The organism is Arthrobacter sp. Soil_N43, from assembly GCF_057655195.1.
Genome location: NZ_JBDGML010000070.1, coordinates 12,919 through 29,638, shown reverse-complemented (window position 1 = coordinate 29,638; position 16,720 = coordinate 12,919). Strand labels below are relative to the sequence as shown.

Below are 16,720 nucleotides of genomic sequence, written 5' to 3'. Positions count from 1 at the left end.
TTTTCGAGTGCTTTCGGTCGTGGAGTTGGTTCGGTTCTGGGTGTGCCGGGGAAATTTTGGGGTGAAGGGTAGGCATGGATCGAGTGAGTCTTGATCAGATAGACCAGAGGATTCTTGCGGAGCTAACGAAGAACGCCCGGATGAGCCACGCGGAGCTGGCGACCAAAGTCCTGCTGTCGAGGAATGCCGTGCGCCAACGGATCGAACGGATGGAACGGCAAGGGTATATCCAGGGGTACACGATCGTTGCCGGCCCACCGGGGCAGGGGCCGGTGTCGGCCTTCCTGATGGTTTACCGGAAGGACCGGGTGCGGGGGTCGGACGTCATCACCGTACTGCGGTCGATTCCGGAAGTGGTTTTGTGTGATGTTGTGAGCGGTGACTTTGATCTGCTGGTGAGGGTCGAGGCCCGCTCGCTGGAGAGGGTTCAGGAGATCTGGGAACAGATTGCCGCCATTCCGGGCGTCACGGACACGGTGACGGCCATGACGCTGTCCAGTTACATCAGGCGGGGCCCCGGCGGTGCCCGCGCCCCCTCCGGTTCAATCAGTTCCTGATGCAGATGACCTTTGGCTGGGTCATCTCCTCATACGCGAAACGGACGCCCTCCCTGCCCATGCTTCCGTACTTGGCCCCGCCGAACGGCATGCCGTCGAAGCGGTAATCAGAGGAGTCGTTGATCATGACGCCGCCTGCTTCGAGCTGCTGGGCTGCGTCCATGGCCCTGGCCAGAGAGTCGGTGAAGATGCCCGCATGAAGACTGAACTCGATGGCGTTGGCGACTTCGATGGCCTCTTCGAACGTGCTGAACTCGCGGAACATGACCACGGGCCCGAAAACCTCCTGCTTCCACAGCCGGCTGTCCGTCGGGACCGCTTCCAGGACGGTCGGATGAAGCACATTGCCGTCCGTGACATTGCCTGAAAGAAGGACAGCGCCGGCGCCGAGGGCCTCGTCCAGCTTGGTTTGAAGCTCCTGCAGGGCAGCCGGGCTGATCATGGGCCCGACGTCCGTCCGTTCATCTGAAGGATCTCCAACAACCAGCCTGTCCGCCGCCTCCAGGAAGGACCGGCGAAACGCGCCGTAGACCGGGGCGGCTATGAGAATCCGCTGCACCCCCACGCAGTTCTGGCCGGCGGCCCAAAATGCTCCGGAGACGCAGGATTCCACCGCCTTTTCGATGTCGGCATCGTCCAGCACGATCACGGGTGCGTTTCCGCCGAGATCCATGGACAGCTTCTTCAAGCCCGCCGTGCGGGCGATGCTTTCACCAGTGGAGAACCCCCCGGTGAAGGACACCATTCGTACGTCCCTGGACCTGATGATTGTTTCGGCCACTTCCCGGCCGCCGTGGACAATTGTGAGGGCCTCCGGCGGGAGCCCCGAGCTCACGAGGGCGTCCGCGAGCAGCTGGGCTGACAGCGGCGTCAGCGCAGAGGGTTTGAGAATCACGGCGTTTCCGCCGGCGATTGCCGGGCCGACCTTGTGCGCCACCAGGTTGAGGGGGTCATTGAACGGGGTAATGGCGGCAATGATGCCCAGTGGTTCGCGCGAGTACCACCCGGTGCGGTCCTCTGAGCCTTCATAGGAGTCGAAGGGGATGACTTCGCCTGCGTTCCGGCGCACTTCGGCAGCGGACAGGCGGAGCGTGTTGACCGCGCGCAGCACTTCCTTCCGTGCCTGGCGGATCGTTTTCCCGGCCTCGGACACTATCGTTAGTGCGAACTCCTCGCTGCGCTGCTCGATCTCCGTTGCCGCGCCGTCCAGGATCTTCCCGCGTGCGGCGCGGGACAGGGCCCGTGCCTTCCGGGCGCCGACGCGGGCCGTTTCAATCACGGCTTCGCCGGCGGTGGCTTCGGTCAGCGAAACCGCGCCGACCACCCTGCCGTCGTAGGGGCTTGTCACGTCATGGAACTGTGGCAGCGCGGTTTCTGCCGAACACACTGTGGCTTCAGGCATTTGCGGATACCTCCGTCCTGGCTGCGTGCATGGCGATGATGTCAGAGAGCAGCGCGTAGGCGGTCTCCACGCGCCCGGCTCCTGGTCCGGAGATGGTTACGGCGCCCAGAAGATCGGTCTCGAAGGACACAGCATTGGTCGCCCCGGAAACCCCGGCCAGCCCATGATCAAGGGGGAGCGCCACTGGGGAAACGCCTGCCGTCACGGACCCGTCCGGGTTCCGCCGTGCCGCGCCGATGAGCTTCCAGCGGCGCCCCTCGCGGGCTGCCTTCCGAAGATCTTCCGGCGTCACGGTGGAAATCCCCTGCCGATGAACGTCCTTGAGCTCTATGCCGGCGTCCAGCAGTTCGTTGGCGAGGATGAGGACCTTGAGCTGAACGTCGTAGCCCTCGATGTCGGCTGCGGGGTTTGCTTCAGCGTAGCCGAGTTCCTGTGCCTCCCTGATGGCCGCGTGGAAGTCCAGACCGGCTTCCATCCGCCCGAGCACATAGTTGCTGGTGCCGTTGAGAATGCCTTCAAATCCGTTCAGTTTCAGCCCCGCGAACATCTTCTTGGCCAGGCGGATGACGGGAGTGCCGCTCATAACGGCGCCCTCGAACTCGAAGTGCACGCCGTTCTGCTCGGCGAGGGAGCTCAGTTCGGCGCCGCGGAGGGCAACCGGGCCCTTGTTGGTGGTGCAGACGCTCCTGCCGGATTCGAGTGCCCAGCGCACGTGTGACACTGCCGGCTCGCCGTCTTCGGGATTAGTGAAGGTGGCCTCGCAGATGATGTCCGCTGTGCAGTTGCGGATCACGGATTCGTTGTTGGTGTCGGCAGATCCGCCGTGGGCTGCAAAGGTTCCACTTTCGCCTCCCAGTTTGAGGGCAACGGAGAGGTCCACGCCGTCGGGCTGGACCAGGGATCCGAGACGCAGGTCGGTGATGGCCACGATCCGCAGGCCGAAGCCCAGTTCGGAACGAAGTCTCTCACCACGCGTCGCGATCAGTTCGGCCAGCGTCCTGTTGACGCCGCCGAAGCCAATCAGCGCAATGTCGTAGGTGGTCATGGTGCTCCTTCAGTCAGTTACATCGGTCCTCCAATGCTGACCGCATTCCATGTCTGTCGGCGCATGTGATTGTGACCGAAAAGCAGGGCGAACTGACCATCCGCCTGTCGAATCGTCATTCACCGGAACGTAACTTGCGTTCAACATAGACATGTGAAGATGTTTTTAATGACCAAAACGGCCGTTTTGTGTTACTTTCGTCACTGTCGCTACTGCGCAGCTCGAGTCGGCGTGACCCACGCCAGGCCACGTGCGCATCCTTCGCATCACACCTGCCACTCACCTGGGAGAAACCATGGAACCGTCATTACCTGTCCAGCTAGAACCGCGGCCAACCATTCCGCCGTCGACCGATTCGGGGCTCCGGCGGTCCATGGGGGCACGGCATCTGGTCATGATCGCCATGGGCGGGGTGATCGGCTCCGGGCTTTTTCTGAGCTCGGGCTACACCATTTCGCAGGCCGGGCCGCTTGGGGCGGTCATCGCGTATCTCATAGGCGCCTTTGTTGTGTACCTGGTGATGGCCTGCCTCGGGGAACTTGCCATCGCTTATCCGGTCTCAGGGGCCTTCCATATCTACGCGGCGAGATCGATCGGGCCGGCCACCGGGTTCACCACCGCCTGGCTCTACTGGCTCTGCTGGGCGGTGGCCATCGGATCGGAGTTCACGGCTTCCGGTCTCCTGATGCAGCGCTGGTTCCCGGGTGTTGACGTCTGGGTCTGGTGCCTTATCTTCGCCTCGGTCCTCTTCGGCTTCAATGCGGTTTCTTCGAAATTCTTCGGCGAATCTGAGTTCTGGTTTGCCATCGTCAAGGTCGGCGCCATCGTGGTTCTCATCGTTTTCGGCGGCGCGGCGCTATTCGGCTTCCACCCGCTCAGCGAGGCGGCCAACCATCCCAGCATGTTTGAAAACTTCAACACCTCAGGCGGTCTCTTCCCCAACGGCTTCACGGGTGTCCTGGTCACTGCACTTGCGGTGTTCTACGCCTTCTCGGGTTCAGAGCTCATCGGTGTGGCGGCGGGCGAAACCGCTGACCCGGCCACCAACATCCCCAAAGCGATGCGCAGCACCGTCATCCGTCTGCTGATCTTCTTCGTCGGGGCAATCGCTGTCATTGCCGCCACCATCCCCTTCGAGCAGGTTGGGCTGGATGAAAGCCCGTTCGTGACGGTCTTCTCATCCATCGGCATTCCTTATGCCGCCGACATCATGAACTTCGTCATCATCACCGCGCTCCTTTCAGCCGGTAACAGCGGCCTCTTCTCCTGCGCACGGATGCTTTACTCCCTTGCCGACGAGGGGCACGCGCCCCGGGCGCTGAAGAAGCTGACCCGGCGCGGCATTCCCATGACTGCACTCTCCGTCAGCATGCTCGGTGGCCTGGCATCGCTCATCAGCAGCGTCGTCGCACCTGAAACGGTCTATCTGGCTCTCGTATCGGTGGCGGGTTTCGCCGTCGTCGGGGTCTGGATGTCCATCACAGCCTCGCACTTCTTCCACAGGAGATCCTTCGTCAGGAACGGCGGTGATGTCGCCGCGCTTCCCTACAAGGCCCCGCTGTTCCCGCTGGTGCCGATCCTGGCCTTCTCGCTCTGTGTCATCTCGCTCATCGGCATCGCCTATGACCCGAACCAGGTGGCAGCGCTCTATTTCGGATTCACTTTCGTTGGCGCCTGCTATGCCTTCTTCTACTTCAAGTACGGACGCAAGGCGCGCGCAAACCAGCCCTCCTGACGCCGTAACGAACTATCGTCCGCGTAGCTTGGTGGCGGGAGGGTTTCGTCCCCCGCCACCAAGCTCGGCGTTCTGTGGGGACATGTGAGAATAGGCGTAGTCATCAGGCGGAAGGAGCACGGAGCATGGATTCTTCCTCGGAAGCGTCATCCATGGCCCAAGGCCTTCGGATAGTTCGGCTGGTCGCAGACCGGGAGAAGTGGGGAAGGCGGCTACTCGGCGTTTCCCAGATCGCATCCGAGCTGGAGATGGACCAAAGCCGTGTCTCCCGGTTGACTCAGGAATTGTGCGAGCTGGGACTGCTGGAACGGGGCGAACGCGGGCCATTCCGGATCGGTCCACGTTTTTTTAGCCTGGCTGCCGCTTTGAATACAGGCTGGGTCCGCGAATCAAGAAGCGAACTTGAGGCGTTGGTGGCCTCGTTCGGCCTTAGATCCAGACTTTCTGTCCGGGAGGGCTTCCGCGTCATTCTCCTGCGGACCTCCAGCAATGACGCCGTTCCCGGCGGCTTCGTGAAACCCGGCATGGTGACACCCGTGTGGTGCACCGGGTCCGGCCGGGCCCTGCTGTGGGACGAGGAGCAGCCAGCCGTCGAGGCCCTCCTTGCGGACGTCAACTTCATTGGCGTGGGCGGTCCGGGGGCGGCCCATTCGCCGCAGGAAGTCGTCGAATTGATGGACCGGGACCGGGCTCGCGGCTTCATTGTCGCGGAGGAAGAGTTCGAGCATGGAGTCTACGAACTGGCGGTTCCGGTCCGCGCCGCCGACGGTTCCGTTCTTGCAGCGCTCAGCGTCCTGGGCAGCCGGGCCGAGACCATGTCCGGTGCCGATGACGTTGCAAAGGCACTGTGGGAAGCAGCCCAACGGCTGGGGTCCCAGGGCGGCACGCGGAACAGCGCTGGCCGGAAGGGTCTTGCCAGCTAAGGCGCGTTCCGCGGCGGGACCTGACCCAGCATGGACTCAAGCCAGCTTCCCCAGGACACGAGAGCTGTGGCGCAGGCCTCCAACCTCGGCTGCAGGCGGGTCTTGGCGCCTACGACCTGCAGCGCTGCCACCACGTCGCCCTTGAAGTCCCGAACCGGAACGGCCAGGGAATACAGCCCCGGCTCGGCTTCCTCGTCGACGATGGAGTATCCCCGTTCCCGGGCCGCGCGCAGCCGTGACAGGAAGTCCTCCGCGTCAAGGGGCGTATTGGGGCCATGGCGCACGAAAGCGACACCGGAGAAAAGGGTCCGGACCTCGTCGTCGGACGCCTCCCACAGCAGTGCCTGGCCGGCATCGCTGCAGTAGGCCGGATAGGGCCGGCCCAGCCATGAACCGATCATGTTGCTGCTTGCCGGAACATGCTCACCGATGGTGACGGTGCTGTCTCCGCTCAGAACTCCAAGGAAGCATCCTTCATCAGTTTCACGGGCCAAGCCTGCCAATGCGGTGGCGCCGTCAGTCTGCAGGCGTTGTTCGGACAACAGCTGCGCGTCCGTCAGGAGCGACCAGTCGACGGCGTAGGTCCGGTGGTCTTTGCGGACCAGGAACCCCTCCTGCTGGGCCGTCCGCAGGCTGCGCGCTACCTGGCTGCGGTCCTTGCCCAGGTCGGTTGCTATATCAGCGACCGTTCCGCCAGGCAGGCCTTCTGCGTTGCGGGAGCCCACCGCTAGAACAGCCATAATTCCCCGGCCCATGCTGGATGTCTTAGACATGGGTCCGATTCTAGTCACTGGAGGTACGCCACCTAATGGATGGCGAAGACCCGGGCAGGAAAACCGCTGCCCCGCAGTGGCTTGGGCCAGGTGGCAATGAGGGCAGCGCCCGCTTCTGGAAGTCCGTCCAGGTTCGCCATCAGCTCGATCTGCCACCGGTTCTGTGCCAGGACGTAGGTCTCCAGTGTGAAATCCTGGCGGGATGTGGCCAGTCCCGGGTCTGTGTCCGTCTGCTCATGACCGACGGCGGTAACCGACCGCTCCTCAATCAGGAACGAGAGGACTTCCTGCGACCAGCCCGGTGTGTGGCTAACACCGTGATCGTCCCTGTTTGCCATGGCGGCAGCGTCAGGCCAACGGTCACTCCAGCCTGTCCGCAATGCCACAAAGGCCCCGGGTGGGATGGCGCCATTGCGGTGTTCCCAGGCCTGGACGTCCTCCATCCGGGGAGTGGCGTCCGCATTAGCGATGACGCGCTCGGTGATGTCCAAGACGACCAGCGGAAGGACCATCTCCTCCACGGGAATCTGATCCAGGGTCCTTCCCCCTGAGATGAAATGCGAGGGAGGATCAACGTGTGTTCCCCATTGTCCGATGATCGAGTAGCGGTGAGCGGTGAAGCCGTCACCTTTCTCCAGATCGAAGACGGGCTCCCTGATTTCGTCGGGGAATGCCGGGAAGTGTGGCTGGCCGGGGTGGAAGGCGTGCGTCAGGTCAGTGAATGATCTGCCCGCAAACAGGGTCTGCAGCCCGTCCCAGAGGGCGCTTGTGGTGACTTCAGTCATGACGTGGCCTGGCTTTCGACGAGTGCCGGAAGAGCAGTGCTGGAAACGCCGATTGGCCCTGTCAGCTCAATGACCGGCACCTCCCAAGGGTGGATATCCACGATGTGCTGCAGCAAGCGTTCCACGGCATCGTCGCCGAGCGCAGCATCGAAATACGTCGTCAAGACCAGGGTCGGCGAAATTGTCTGCTGACCAACCTGCCCCAACGTAGGATTGGCGCCTTCCGCGCAAGTGAATCCCTCAAAGCCCAAACCGGATTCGAAGACATGCCGGTAGTTGCCAAAGTCCCCGAGGTCAGGGGATTCCGCGACAGCGGTCAGCAGGGCCGCAATGCCCGCCTCGTCTTTGAATGCTTCTGCGTCGCCGCTGGCGAGCCGCGAGAACGTTTCCGAAGCTACGGGCCAATGCACACGCAGCTTGCGTACTGTCTTCATTTCAATCTTCAAGGGAAGTCTCCTGATCGGTTCGTAACGTGTTTGCATGCCATCGTGGCACGGTGTGATGATCATTACAAGCATTGAAAGATGCTTATTATGAACATAGCCACCGTGCAGCGGACGTGCATCGTGCCCGCCAGCCATGGACGAACGAACCGCTTGGAGCCCAAACAATGCCCAGTAACACCAAGCTCTCCCGCATGCTGGATGCCCGAACGAACCTGACCGTGGACGGCGCACTTGCCACCGAGCTGGAAGCGCATGGTTGCGATCTGGACGACCCCCTGTGGTCGGCCAAAGTCCTCCTGGAGCAGCCGCAGCTGGTCAAGCGCGTGCACCGCGATTACTTCCGCGCCGGAGCAGCGGTCGCGATCACGGCGAGCTATCAGGCAACACCACAGGGATTTGCGCGGCGCGGCATTAGCGAAGAAGAGGCCCTGGAGCTGGTGGCATTGAGTGTGCGCCTGGCCGACGAGGCTCGCAGCGAGCACCTGGCCGAAAACCCGGGTGCAGGCCCTCTGCTGATTGCAGGATCGGTCGGTCCCTACGGCGCATACCTGGCCGATGGGTCGGAGTACCGGGGAGACTACTTCCTCAGCCGAAACGAGTTCATGGAGTTCCACCGGCCTCGAATTGCGGCGCTGGTGGACGCCGGAGCGGACATTCTTGCCTGTGAGACGCTGCCGTCCTTGCCGGAGGCCGAGGCCCTGACGGCACTCATGGAAGAGTTCGACGTCGAAGGCTGGCTCTCCTTCACACTGCGGGACGGAGGGCACATCAGCGACGGCACACCGCTGGCCCAGGTGGCACAGCTCGCCAGGGCGCATTCGAACGTCGTGGCCATTGGCGTGAACTGTGTGCCACTGGAGCTAGTTTCCCCAGCCCTGGGCGCCCTGGGCAAAGCCACGGACACGCCCCTAATCGCGTATCCAAATTCCGGCGAAATCTACGACGCGGTCACCAAAAAGTGGCGGCCGGCCGCGTCCGGGGACACATCTGGGGGAGCCGGTAACAAGCAGCCCGCAAGCCTGGCCGAAGGAGCCGCCGTCTGGCGTGAACTTGGTGCCCGGCTCCTCGGCGGGTGCTGCCGGACGACCCCCGGGGACATTGCCGCCGTGGCCAGGCTTACGGGAAATCCCTGACGACTGGCTGCCTCAGCAGGCCGGCCCGCCTGCTCGCTAGCTAAGCGTCGGGATCGGCGTTACGTTTCGTCGGCCGGTAGCCGGCAAGTTCTGCGCGGATGTCGCCCTCCTCGTGCCCGCCCTTCTTCTTGCCGAACGGCAGCGCTTTGAGCAGCGGATGCACGATAGCCATGACGACGATGCCCCAGGCGAGTCCGATGACTGCCGAGCACAACGTGTTCACGAACCAGGCCAGGAAGCCGCCAACCACCGCGATCCCCTCGAAGGGGTGCTCGAGGACATGGACCAGGTCATACGGACCGTGCCAGCCGAGATCGTATGCCCCCTGCAGCATGATGTGGCCACCAACCCACAGCATGGCGATCGTTCCGATGAAGGTTATCCCGGCCAGCACGGCGGGCATCCCCTTGACGAGCAGCTCGCCGACGCGCTGGGAGCCTGCGGAATCTTTAGCGGCCAGGTGCATCCCGATGTCGTCCATCTTGACGATGAGAGCGACGGCACCATACACGGCCACCGTAATCACGAGGGCCACGACCACCAGGATGATCGCCCGTGACAGCAAGGAATCCTGGGCCACCTCGTTCATCGAGATGACCATGATCTCACAGGACAAGATGAAGTCGGTGGTGATGGCGCCCTTGACGACCTTGGCCTCGGCCTCCGGGCCGCGTTCAACCGCCGGCGTATCTTCCTCTGCGGTGTGGTGGCCCCGGAGCTTGTGCCAGACCTTCTCTGCACCCTCGTAGCAAAGGTACGTGCCGCCTAGCATGAGGATGAACGGGATGGCCCATGGGACGAAGGCGCTGACGAGCAGCAGTGCCGGCAGGATGATCAGCAGTTTGTTCCGGAGCGAACCCCAGAAGATCCGCTTGATCATCGGCAGTTCGCGGGAGGGGTCCGCCCCGGACACGTACTGCGGGGTCACTGCGGCGTCGTCGATTACCACGCCGGCGGCCTTGGCCCCCGCTTTGGCCGCTCCGGCAGCGACGTCGTCCACCGAGGCGGCCGCTATACGGGCCAGGGCTGCGACGTCATCCAGCAGGGCGACGAGACCGCCGCTCACAGATCGCCCCGGTGCTGCTCAAGGGTGGACGGCTGGGTGTGGCTGCCTATGTCGAGGCGTGTGATTGGCATGTTTGCAGTATATCGACGGCGGGCGACCCATCGACGGGAGTGAAAGCGGAACTATCGTTCTGATTCGTCGCCTCACGGTCGGAGGATGGCACGAATGGGAGGGCTCAGAAATATCCCCGGGGAATTGACGCGGGCCTCGCCGTGGAGGAAACTGCGTGCTCTGACTGTTAGCCGTGATGACCGCTGGAGGCCGGAAATGTTTCCAGGCAGTTGCATGGCCACAAAGGCTGATGTGGCGATGGCACCAAGCGGCGTCCGATGACTATTGCGATCATCGCGGGTTCGGTACTGCTGTTTCTGGCAGGCATCTGGCTTATCGTCCGCTGGGGCGGCACGGCGATCCAACCGCCAGCCGGCGGCGGGCCAAACCGGGAACGTCGAACCGCTACGGCTGCTGCAATTCGCCGGTACTTCTGGTGGGCCAATCTTTGGTGCTTTACGGCCTTGATCACCGGTTTGCTCATGGCATGGCCTGGTGGCCGTCTTCTCATGCGGATCCTGGCGGCGACTTCCCCTGGTTCGGCGCAGGGCCGCCTAACAGAGGCCCAGGCAAATGTGGGGTTCGTTACCTTGGACGGCACTCTGGCGCTGCTGCTGTTCGGTGGAATGCCGACGGCGTTTGTAGCGTCGATGATTTATCTCACCATCCACCGCTGGCTCCCGTCCGGTAGATTCTCGGGTCCGTTGGCAGGACTCCTGGGAATCGTTGTATTCGGGGCGGGTGTTGAACCGTTCAGAACCAGCAATGTCGACTTCACGTTCATCCGCCCGGGCTGGCTGTCCGTGCTGCTCTTCACCCTTCTCGCCGTTCTGATCGGGGCAATCGTGGCAGCTGTGGCTGGGTGGTACAGCCAGCGGCTGCCACTGTTCACGCGTCGGACGGTTCCGGCCTACCTGCCGTTGCTGACGACCATCATCTTTCCGCCGGCGACAGTCCTGATCGTGCTGGGCGCTTTGCTCGTCCTGGCGTGGCCACGCGTGGCTGCGGGTAGGCAAAATAGGATAGTGGCTCCCAGATATCTTTGGGCTGGCAGGGCGTTCCTTGCACTGGCCGTCCTCCTGGCCCTTCCGGCCTTCGTCGCAGCGGTGTCGTTCGTCATCACGGTTTAGGCGCGGGGCACACGTGTAGGCCGGTTGTCAACCCCGCGCCATACATTCGCGACGACCGCCCACGTTGGGGGAGTAACGGCTACTTCGTCACATGAACGACAACAGCCTTATTGACGGACTGCTTGGTGCCAGGTCGGGTTTCGTCACATATGGGCTCGCCTGTCCATGCAACTATATTCTAAGCATGCTTACCAATGGCGATTCGGTCAGTCGACCAACGGCGGGGTCAGGTCTGACTCGGGGTGTACATCTGGGTTGTTGCGGCACTTCCCAACAGGATCGTGCGCTTGTGGGTAAAGTCACCGCAACGATGTAGGACGGAAACGAACAGGGGCTTTCATTGGCAGGGAATGCAACCTTCCGGCATAGCAACACCGCGCTGCTCTCGGTCAGCAGTGTCGAGGCTCCCAGGATCGTGAGTTCTACGGATTTCGACTGCAGGCTGGCTTCGACCCTGCAGCGGCTGAACTTCCCGCCCGGGCTGCTTGAGCGTGTTGCCGGCGTCACGCATCGCCGCTGGTGGGCGGCCGGGACCTCTTTTGATGATGCGGCCACCGAGGTTGGCGCCAAAGCCCTGGCCGAGGCCGGCGTCGAAGCGTCCGACGTCGGCCTGCTGATCAACACCTCGGTGACGCGGCGGAACCTTGAACCGTCCGTCGCGGTAAAGATCCATCACGGACTCGGCCTGCCGTCGTCGGCCATGAACTTCGACTTGGCCAACGCCTGCCTGGGGTTCGTGAACGGCCTGACCCTGGCGGCCAGCATGATCGACTCGGGGCAGATCAGGTACGCGGTGATCGTCAACGCCGAGGATGCCGAGGCCACCCAGGAGGCCACGCTGGCCCGCCTCCAGCGGCCCGAGACTACGCGGGAGGACTTCAACCGGGAGTTCGCCACGCTCACCCTGGGGTCGGGAGCTGCTGCCGCCGTCCTGGGTCCCGCGGACAAGCATCCCGGTGCTCACCGGATCGCCGGCGGGGTGATGCGCGCCGGCACCGAACACCATGAATTGTGCGTGGGCGGCCTTGACGGCATGACCACCGACACGAAAGGACTGCTCGACGGCGGCCTCCAGCTCGTCGTCGATGCCTGGCATGAAGCCCGGCCGGAGTGGGACTGGACCGCCATGGACCGCTACGTCACCCACCAGGTGAGCAATGCCTTCACGCAGGCGATTATCGACGCCATCAACCTGGACCCCGCGAAGGTGCCCATCACGTTCCCTCACTGGGGCAACGTGGGCCCGGCCTCCCTCCCCATGACCCTCGCCGCCGAGGCCCAATCCCTTGAACCGGGGGACCGGGTCCTGTGCATGGGCGTCGGATCCGGGTTGAATACCGCCATGCTGGAGATTCTTTGGTAACCGCAGACTGGCCTGGCGTGGACCCGGAATGGTCGCGCACCATTGAAGTCGCCTCCACATCGGACGCCGATGCGCCGGGCACGGTCCGCCGTTGGCACCTGCTGGACAACGGGGCCCAGCTCTCCCGCCTGGGCCTGGCTCCGGCCGGTACCCTGCTGTGCGTGCACGGCAACCCCACCTGGTCGTACCTGTGGCGGACGCTGCTGGCAGCCGGAGCAGATGCCGCCCACCCGTGGCGCGTTGTGGCGGTGGACCAACTGGACATGGGCTACTCGGAGCGCACCGGCACCTTCCGGCGCCTGGCCGACCGCATCAACGACCTGGGTGACTTGACCGACGCTCTCGGCTTGGACGGGCCTGTGGTCACAGCGGGCCACGACTGGGGTGGCGTGATCAGCCTGGGCTGGGCCCTGGCGCACCCGCAGCACCTCGCCGGGGTGGTGCTGACCAACACGGCCGTCCACCAACCCTCCGATTCGGCAATCCCGCCGGCCCTGCGGCTTGCCCTGCACCCCGCCGTCCACGGTTGGGGAACGACGACGACGGACGCGTTTCTTCGGGTGACGCACTCGCTCGCCCACCCGCCGCTGCCCGTCGACGTCCGCAAGGCTTACATGGCTCCCTACCGCGAAGCCCACCGCCGCGTTGGAGTAGGAAACTTTGTGGCGGACATCCCCGTGGATGCCTCCCACCCGAGTTTTCCCGCGCTCACCGGCGTCGCGGAAAGGCTGCGCGGGTTGAAGGTCCCGGCGTTGATGCTCTGGGGCCCACGGGATCCCGTTTTTTCGGACCGGTACCTCAAGGACCTCATCACGAGGTTTCCGCACGCCGATGTGCACCGCTTTGAAGGTGCCGGCCATCTTGTGGCGGAAGACCGGAACATTGCCGCGCCGGTCTTCCAGTGGCTCGCCGAAAACGTTGGCGCCCGCGAAAACTCATCCGTGGAAGCGGACGCCATGACGCCCGGCGACCAGCGGCTGGACCATGCAGCTGAGCCGGAGCAGGCGGAATTCCGGCCCCTGTGGGACCTGCTCGGCAAGCAGGCGGCAGGGCTCGCGGGAGCGGAGACCGCCGTCGCGGAAATGGCGCCGGACGGCACGGTGGCCCGCTCGCTCAGCTGGCAGCAGCTGGACCGGAACATCCTGGACCTGGCCGCGGGGCTGCGGGAAGCCGGCGTGGACAGCGGCAGCCGGGTCAGCCTGATGGTTCCGCCGGGGGTGGACCTGACCGTCGCCCTCTACGCCTGCCTCCGGCTGGGCGCCATGGTGGTGGTGGCCGACGCCGGACTGGGAACCAAGGGCCTCAGCCGCGCCGTGAAAGGCGCCACCCCCGATTTCCTGATCGGAATCGACAAGGCGCTCGCGGCCGCTTCAGTGCTCGGCTGGCCTGGACGTCGGATCAGTGTGCGGGAGCTCCCGGCCGCCCGCCGTCGGATGCTGGGCGTCGAAGCCTCTCTCGACGCGCTGGCGCATACCGGTGCCGGCCGCGGTTCATCGCAGCCGGGGGACAGCGTGGATCCGGGTGCCCCGGCCGCCGTACTCTTCACCTCGGGCTCGACCGGCCCCGCCAAAGGCGTGCTCTATGCCCACCGGCAGCTTGCCGCGATGCGGGACACGGTGGCCGCAACCTTCGAAATCCGTCCCGGTGCACGACTGGTGGCCGGTTTTGCACCGTTCGCCCTGCTGGGACCGGCACTCGGAGCAGTGTCCGTGACGCCGGCCATGGACGTCACCGCGCCCCGCACCCTGACCGCGTGCGCGCTCGCCGGCGCCGCCGCGGCGATCGACGCCACGGTGGTCTTCGCCTCGCCGGCCGCGTTGCGCAACGTCCTTGCCACCCGCGATGACCTGGACCAAGCAGGGCGTAAAGCTTTGGACGGCATCGGGTTGCTGCTCTCTGCCGGCGCGCCCGTCCCGGAACCGCTGCTGGCAGAGGTGCAGCGGCTGCTGCCCCGGGCCGCGCTGCATACGCCGTACGGGATGACTGAGGCGCTGCCGGTTACCGACACTAGCTTGGGACAGATCCAGGCCGCCGACGCCGATGCTGCCGCCGGCACTGTACTGGGAGCAGGCAATGGCGTGTGCGTGGGGTGGCCGGTGCATGGCGCCCGGGTGGCCGTCGTGCCGCTGGCGGCCGATGGCACTGCGCCCGGTTCCTGTCCCGTGACGGAGCCCGGAATAACCGGTGAGATCCTGGTTAGCGCCCCGCACGTCAAGGAAGCGTATGACAGGCTCTGGCTGGTCCAGCGGGAAAGCAGCAGCGTGCCCGGATGGCACCGCACGGGCGATGTGGGGCACTTCGACGGCGCCGGCCGGCTGTGGGTGGAGGGACGCCTCGCCCATGTGGTCACGGCGCCTGGTGCTGTGGTGACGTCCGTGGGCGCGGAGCAGGCCATCGAACGCCTGGACGCCGTCCGGCTTGCGGCGATCACCGGCGTCGGACCGGCGGGCACCCAGGCCGTGGTCGCCGTCGTCGAGACCGTCCCGGCCGCGCGGAAAGCTGGCCCTGCTGCGCCGCAGCTCGCCGGGAGTGTCCGCAGGGCAGCGCTTGAGGCCGGCGTCCAGGTATCCGCTGTGCTCGAGGTCCCCGCACAGCCCACCGACATCCGGCACAACGCCAAGATCGACAGGAGCCGGCTGTCCCGCTGGGCTACGCGGGTGCTGGCCGGCGGTCGGTTAGGAAAGCCATGAGGGTCCTCGTCACCGGAGCAAGCGGGCTGCTCGGGGGAGAAGTTGCCCGGCTGCTGGTGCGCCAGGGCCATGACGTAGCCACCTTCCAGCGCCGTCCGTCAGGGGTCGACGGCGCCACGGACTTCTGCGGGTCAGTCACGGACGCTGAAGCGCTACGGAGAGCAGTCGAAGGCGCAGAAGGAATCGTCCACCTGGCAGCAAAGGTTTCCTTCATGGGCCGCGCCGCGGAGTTCGATGAGGTGAATGTTGAAGGAACCCGCCGCCTGCTGGATCGCGCCCGTACGGCCGGAGTCCGGGACGTGGTGTATGTGTCCTCCCCGTCTGTGGCCAACTCCGGTGCCGCCATCGCCGGGCTTGGCGCAGAGCCGGCTGACCCGGAGCGCGCGCACGGCGACTACTCACGCACCAAGGCCGAGGCTGAACTGTTGGCGCTCGCAGCCGACGCTCCGGAATTCCGGGTCGCAGCCGTTCGGCCCCACATCGTCTGGGGCCCCGGCGACACCCAGCTGGTGGAACGGGTCCTGGCCCGCGCCAGCCGTAACCGCCTGCCGCTGCTCGACGCCGGTGCGGCCCTGATCGACACCACCTACGTGGACAACGCCGCCGCGGCCATCGTCGCCGCGCTGCACCGCATGGAACACGTGCACGGCAGGGCCTTGGTGGTGAGTAACGGCGAGCCGCGGCCGGTGGGGGAGCTGCTGGCAGGCATCTGCGCCGCGGGAGGTGTCCCCGCGCCCTCGTGGCGCGTGCCCGGTGGGGTGGCGCGGGCGGCGGGGGCGGTAGTGGAGAGGCTCTGGACCTGGGCGGCGCGGGATGAGGAGCCGCCGATGACCTGGTTCCTCGCCGAGCAGCTCTCCACCGCCCACTGGTTCGACCAGCGCGAGACCCGGGAACTCCTCAACTGGACGCCCGCCGTCCTGATTGATGAGGGATTGGCGAGGCTGGCCGAACACTATAGCTCCGGGTCTTGGGTATCCGGCGCATATTGACTACCCCCAGCCGGAGGAATACTTTCTCCGTTAACGAGGTCATTCGGGTGGCCCCAGATGGCCGTGGAGCACTATTCCCGGTGCGTGACGTGGTGCCGGCCATTAATAACGGCGCTCATTTCGGATGTGCGGCACCGGACTGAATGGAAATGTGGGAAGGGAAAGGCCATGCCGAAGTATCTGTTTGAAGCGAACTACGTGGGCGATGGGATCAAGGGGCTCATGCAGGAAGGCGGCACCAAGCGGCGCGAGGCTCTGAAGGAGGCCCTCAGCTCCGTAGGAGGATCGCTGGAGAGCTTCTACTACGCTTTTGGTTACTACGACGTTCTTGGCGTTTTTGAGGCGCCGGACGATGCCAGTGCTGCAGCACTGTCGCTGCTAATCAATTCCACGGGGAACGTCAACGTCCGCCTGAAGCCGCTCCTGACGGTGGAAGACCTCGACGAAGCAGCCAAGAAGACGCCCTCCTACCGGGCCCCGGGACAGTAGGGGAGTCTGGCACCCTGCCAGCGGCCGCCGTCGTGAACGTACGACGGCGGCCGCTGGCTTTGCGCGGCGGTGACCTTCGGGTACTCCCGGTAGGGGTCTGGCCGGCCACGGCACACCTGTATCCTGAAAATGCAGGTTGAATG

The 16,720-nt window shown here is 64.7% G+C and carries 15 protein-coding genes; 9 read left to right on the top strand and 6 right to left on the bottom strand.

The annotated features are described in order from the left end of the window. Positions 1-74 precede the first annotated feature (74 nt). Complete coding sequence (locus AC3A3W_RS06925; protein ID WP_487441404.1) at positions 75-557, top strand: Lrp/AsnC family transcriptional regulator; 483 nt, start codon at positions 75-77, stop codon at positions 555-557. Here the strand turns inward: AC3A3W_RS06925 and AC3A3W_RS06920 are convergent. Both AC3A3W_RS06920 and AC3A3W_RS06915 read right to left on the bottom strand, forming a co-directional pair. Continuing rightward, complete coding sequence (locus tag AC3A3W_RS06920) at positions 547-1,959, bottom strand: aldehyde dehydrogenase family protein (RefSeq protein WP_487441402.1); 1,413 nt, start codon at positions 1,957-1,959, stop codon at positions 547-549. The genes AC3A3W_RS06925 and AC3A3W_RS06920 overlap by 11 nt on opposite strands. Further along, complete coding sequence (locus AC3A3W_RS06915) at positions 1,952-3,004, bottom strand: homoserine dehydrogenase (RefSeq protein ID WP_487441400.1); 1,053 nt, start codon at positions 3,002-3,004, stop codon at positions 1,952-1,954. The genes AC3A3W_RS06920 and AC3A3W_RS06915 overlap by 8 nt, the downstream gene beginning before the upstream one ends. Positions 3,005-3,299: 295 nt before the next feature. Here AC3A3W_RS06915 and AC3A3W_RS06910 point away from each other — a divergent pair, with 295 nt between their 5' ends. Together AC3A3W_RS06910 and AC3A3W_RS06905 are read left to right on the top strand one after the other, a co-directional pair. Continuing rightward, entirely contained in the window at positions 3,300-4,739 is a 1,440-nt protein-coding gene (locus AC3A3W_RS06910) for an amino acid permease (RefSeq protein WP_487441399.1), read from the top strand. 125 nt (positions 4,740-4,864) lie between these two features. After that, positions 4,865-5,662 (top strand): IclR family transcriptional regulator, encoded by a 798-nt coding sequence (locus AC3A3W_RS06905; RefSeq protein WP_487441397.1) that lies wholly within the window; start codon positions 4,865-4,867, stop codon positions 5,660-5,662. Here AC3A3W_RS06905 and AC3A3W_RS06900 read toward each other — a convergent pair. From AC3A3W_RS06900 to AC3A3W_RS06890, 3 genes are read right to left on the bottom strand one after another with little or no spacing between them, the layout of a single operon-like run. Then, on the bottom strand, positions 5,659-6,435 hold the full coding sequence (locus AC3A3W_RS06900; RefSeq protein WP_487441395.1) for an IclR family transcriptional regulator: 777 nt from the start codon (positions 6,433-6,435) through the stop codon (positions 5,659-5,661). The genes AC3A3W_RS06905 and AC3A3W_RS06900 overlap by 4 nt on opposite strands. A gap of 32 nt (positions 6,436-6,467) precedes the next feature. Then, positions 6,468-7,220, bottom strand: coding sequence for a cyclase family protein (locus AC3A3W_RS06895; RefSeq protein WP_487441393.1), 753 nt, complete (start codon positions 7,218-7,220; stop codon positions 6,468-6,470). Further along, a complete protein-coding gene (locus AC3A3W_RS06890; RefSeq protein WP_487441392.1) occupies positions 7,217-7,666 on the bottom strand; it encodes a hypothetical protein in 450 nt (149 codons plus the stop codon). The genes AC3A3W_RS06895 and AC3A3W_RS06890 overlap by 4 nt, the downstream gene beginning before the upstream one ends. Positions 7,667-7,830: 164 nt before the next feature. Between AC3A3W_RS06890 and mmuM the strand changes: the two genes are divergently transcribed. Next, positions 7,831-8,799 (top strand): homocysteine S-methyltransferase, encoded by a 969-nt coding sequence (gene mmuM / locus AC3A3W_RS06885; protein WP_487441390.1) that lies wholly within the window; start codon positions 7,831-7,833, stop codon positions 8,797-8,799. A 40-nt stretch (positions 8,800-8,839) separates the two neighbouring features. On the opposite strand, the gene AC3A3W_RS06880 is transcribed toward mmuM, so the two are convergent. Further along, positions 8,840-9,865, bottom strand: a complete 1,026-nt coding sequence (locus AC3A3W_RS06880; RefSeq protein ID WP_487441388.1) for a DUF808 domain-containing protein — start codon at positions 9,863-9,865, stop codon at positions 8,840-8,842. A gap of 329 nt (positions 9,866-10,194) precedes the next feature. Here AC3A3W_RS06880 and AC3A3W_RS06875 point away from each other — a divergent pair, with 329 nt between their 5' ends. The 5 genes from AC3A3W_RS06875 (at position 10,195) to AC3A3W_RS06855 (ending at position 16,577) form a co-directional block, all read left to right on the top strand. After that, positions 10,195-11,046, top strand: coding sequence for a hypothetical protein (locus AC3A3W_RS06875; RefSeq protein ID WP_487441386.1), 852 nt, complete (start codon positions 10,195-10,197; stop codon positions 11,044-11,046). 340 nt (positions 11,047-11,386) lie between these two features. Beyond that, positions 11,387-12,409 carry a 3-oxoacyl-ACP synthase III gene (locus AC3A3W_RS06870; protein WP_487441384.1) on the top strand — a complete coding sequence of 341 codons (1,023 nt, stop codon included), beginning with the start codon at positions 11,387-11,389 and terminating at the stop codon, positions 12,407-12,409. Further along, entirely contained in the window at positions 12,403-15,099 is a 2,697-nt protein-coding gene (locus tag AC3A3W_RS06865; protein WP_487441382.1) for an alpha/beta fold hydrolase, read from the top strand. Before AC3A3W_RS06870 ends, AC3A3W_RS06865 begins: the two co-directional genes overlap by 7 nt. Beyond that, positions 15,096-16,088, top strand: coding sequence for an NAD-dependent epimerase/dehydratase family protein (locus AC3A3W_RS06860; protein ID WP_487441380.1), 993 nt, complete (start codon positions 15,096-15,098; stop codon positions 16,086-16,088). Before AC3A3W_RS06865 ends, AC3A3W_RS06860 begins: the two co-directional genes overlap by 4 nt. Before the next feature lie 168 nt (positions 16,089-16,256). After that, on the top strand, positions 16,257-16,577 hold the full coding sequence (locus AC3A3W_RS06855) for a GYD domain-containing protein (RefSeq protein WP_487441379.1): 321 nt from the start codon (positions 16,257-16,259) through the stop codon (positions 16,575-16,577). The last annotated feature ends 143 nt before the right edge of the window (positions 16,578-16,720 follow it).

Coding starts and splice junctions, on each gene's coding strand:
- AC3A3W_RS06925 (WP_487441404.1), top strand. CDS start 75: ATGGATCGAGTGAGTCTTGATCAGATAGACCAGAGGATTCTTGCGGAG.
- AC3A3W_RS06920 (WP_487441402.1), bottom strand. CDS start 1,959: ATGCCTGAAGCCACAGTGTGTTCGGCAGAAACCGCGCTGCCACAGTTC.
- AC3A3W_RS06915 (WP_487441400.1), bottom strand. CDS start 3,004: ATGACCACCTACGACATTGCGCTGATTGGCTTCGGCGGCGTCAACAGG.
- AC3A3W_RS06910 (WP_487441399.1), top strand. CDS start 3,300: ATGGAACCGTCATTACCTGTCCAGCTAGAACCGCGGCCAACCATTCCG.
- AC3A3W_RS06905 (WP_487441397.1), top strand. CDS start 4,865: ATGGATTCTTCCTCGGAAGCGTCATCCATGGCCCAAGGCCTTCGGATA.
- AC3A3W_RS06900 (WP_487441395.1), bottom strand. CDS start 6,435: ATGTCTAAGACATCCAGCATGGGCCGGGGAATTATGGCTGTTCTAGCG.
- AC3A3W_RS06895 (WP_487441393.1), bottom strand. CDS start 7,220: ATGACTGAAGTCACCACAAGCGCCCTCTGGGACGGGCTGCAGACCCTG.
- mmuM (WP_487441390.1), top strand. CDS start 7,831: ATGCCCAGTAACACCAAGCTCTCCCGCATGCTGGATGCCCGAACGAAC.
- AC3A3W_RS06875 (WP_487441386.1), top strand. CDS start 10,195: ATGACTATTGCGATCATCGCGGGTTCGGTACTGCTGTTTCTGGCAGGC.
- AC3A3W_RS06860 (WP_487441380.1), top strand. CDS start 15,096: ATGAGGGTCCTCGTCACCGGAGCAAGCGGGCTGCTCGGGGGAGAAGTT.
- AC3A3W_RS06855 (WP_487441379.1), top strand. CDS start 16,257: ATGCCGAAGTATCTGTTTGAAGCGAACTACGTGGGCGATGGGATCAAG.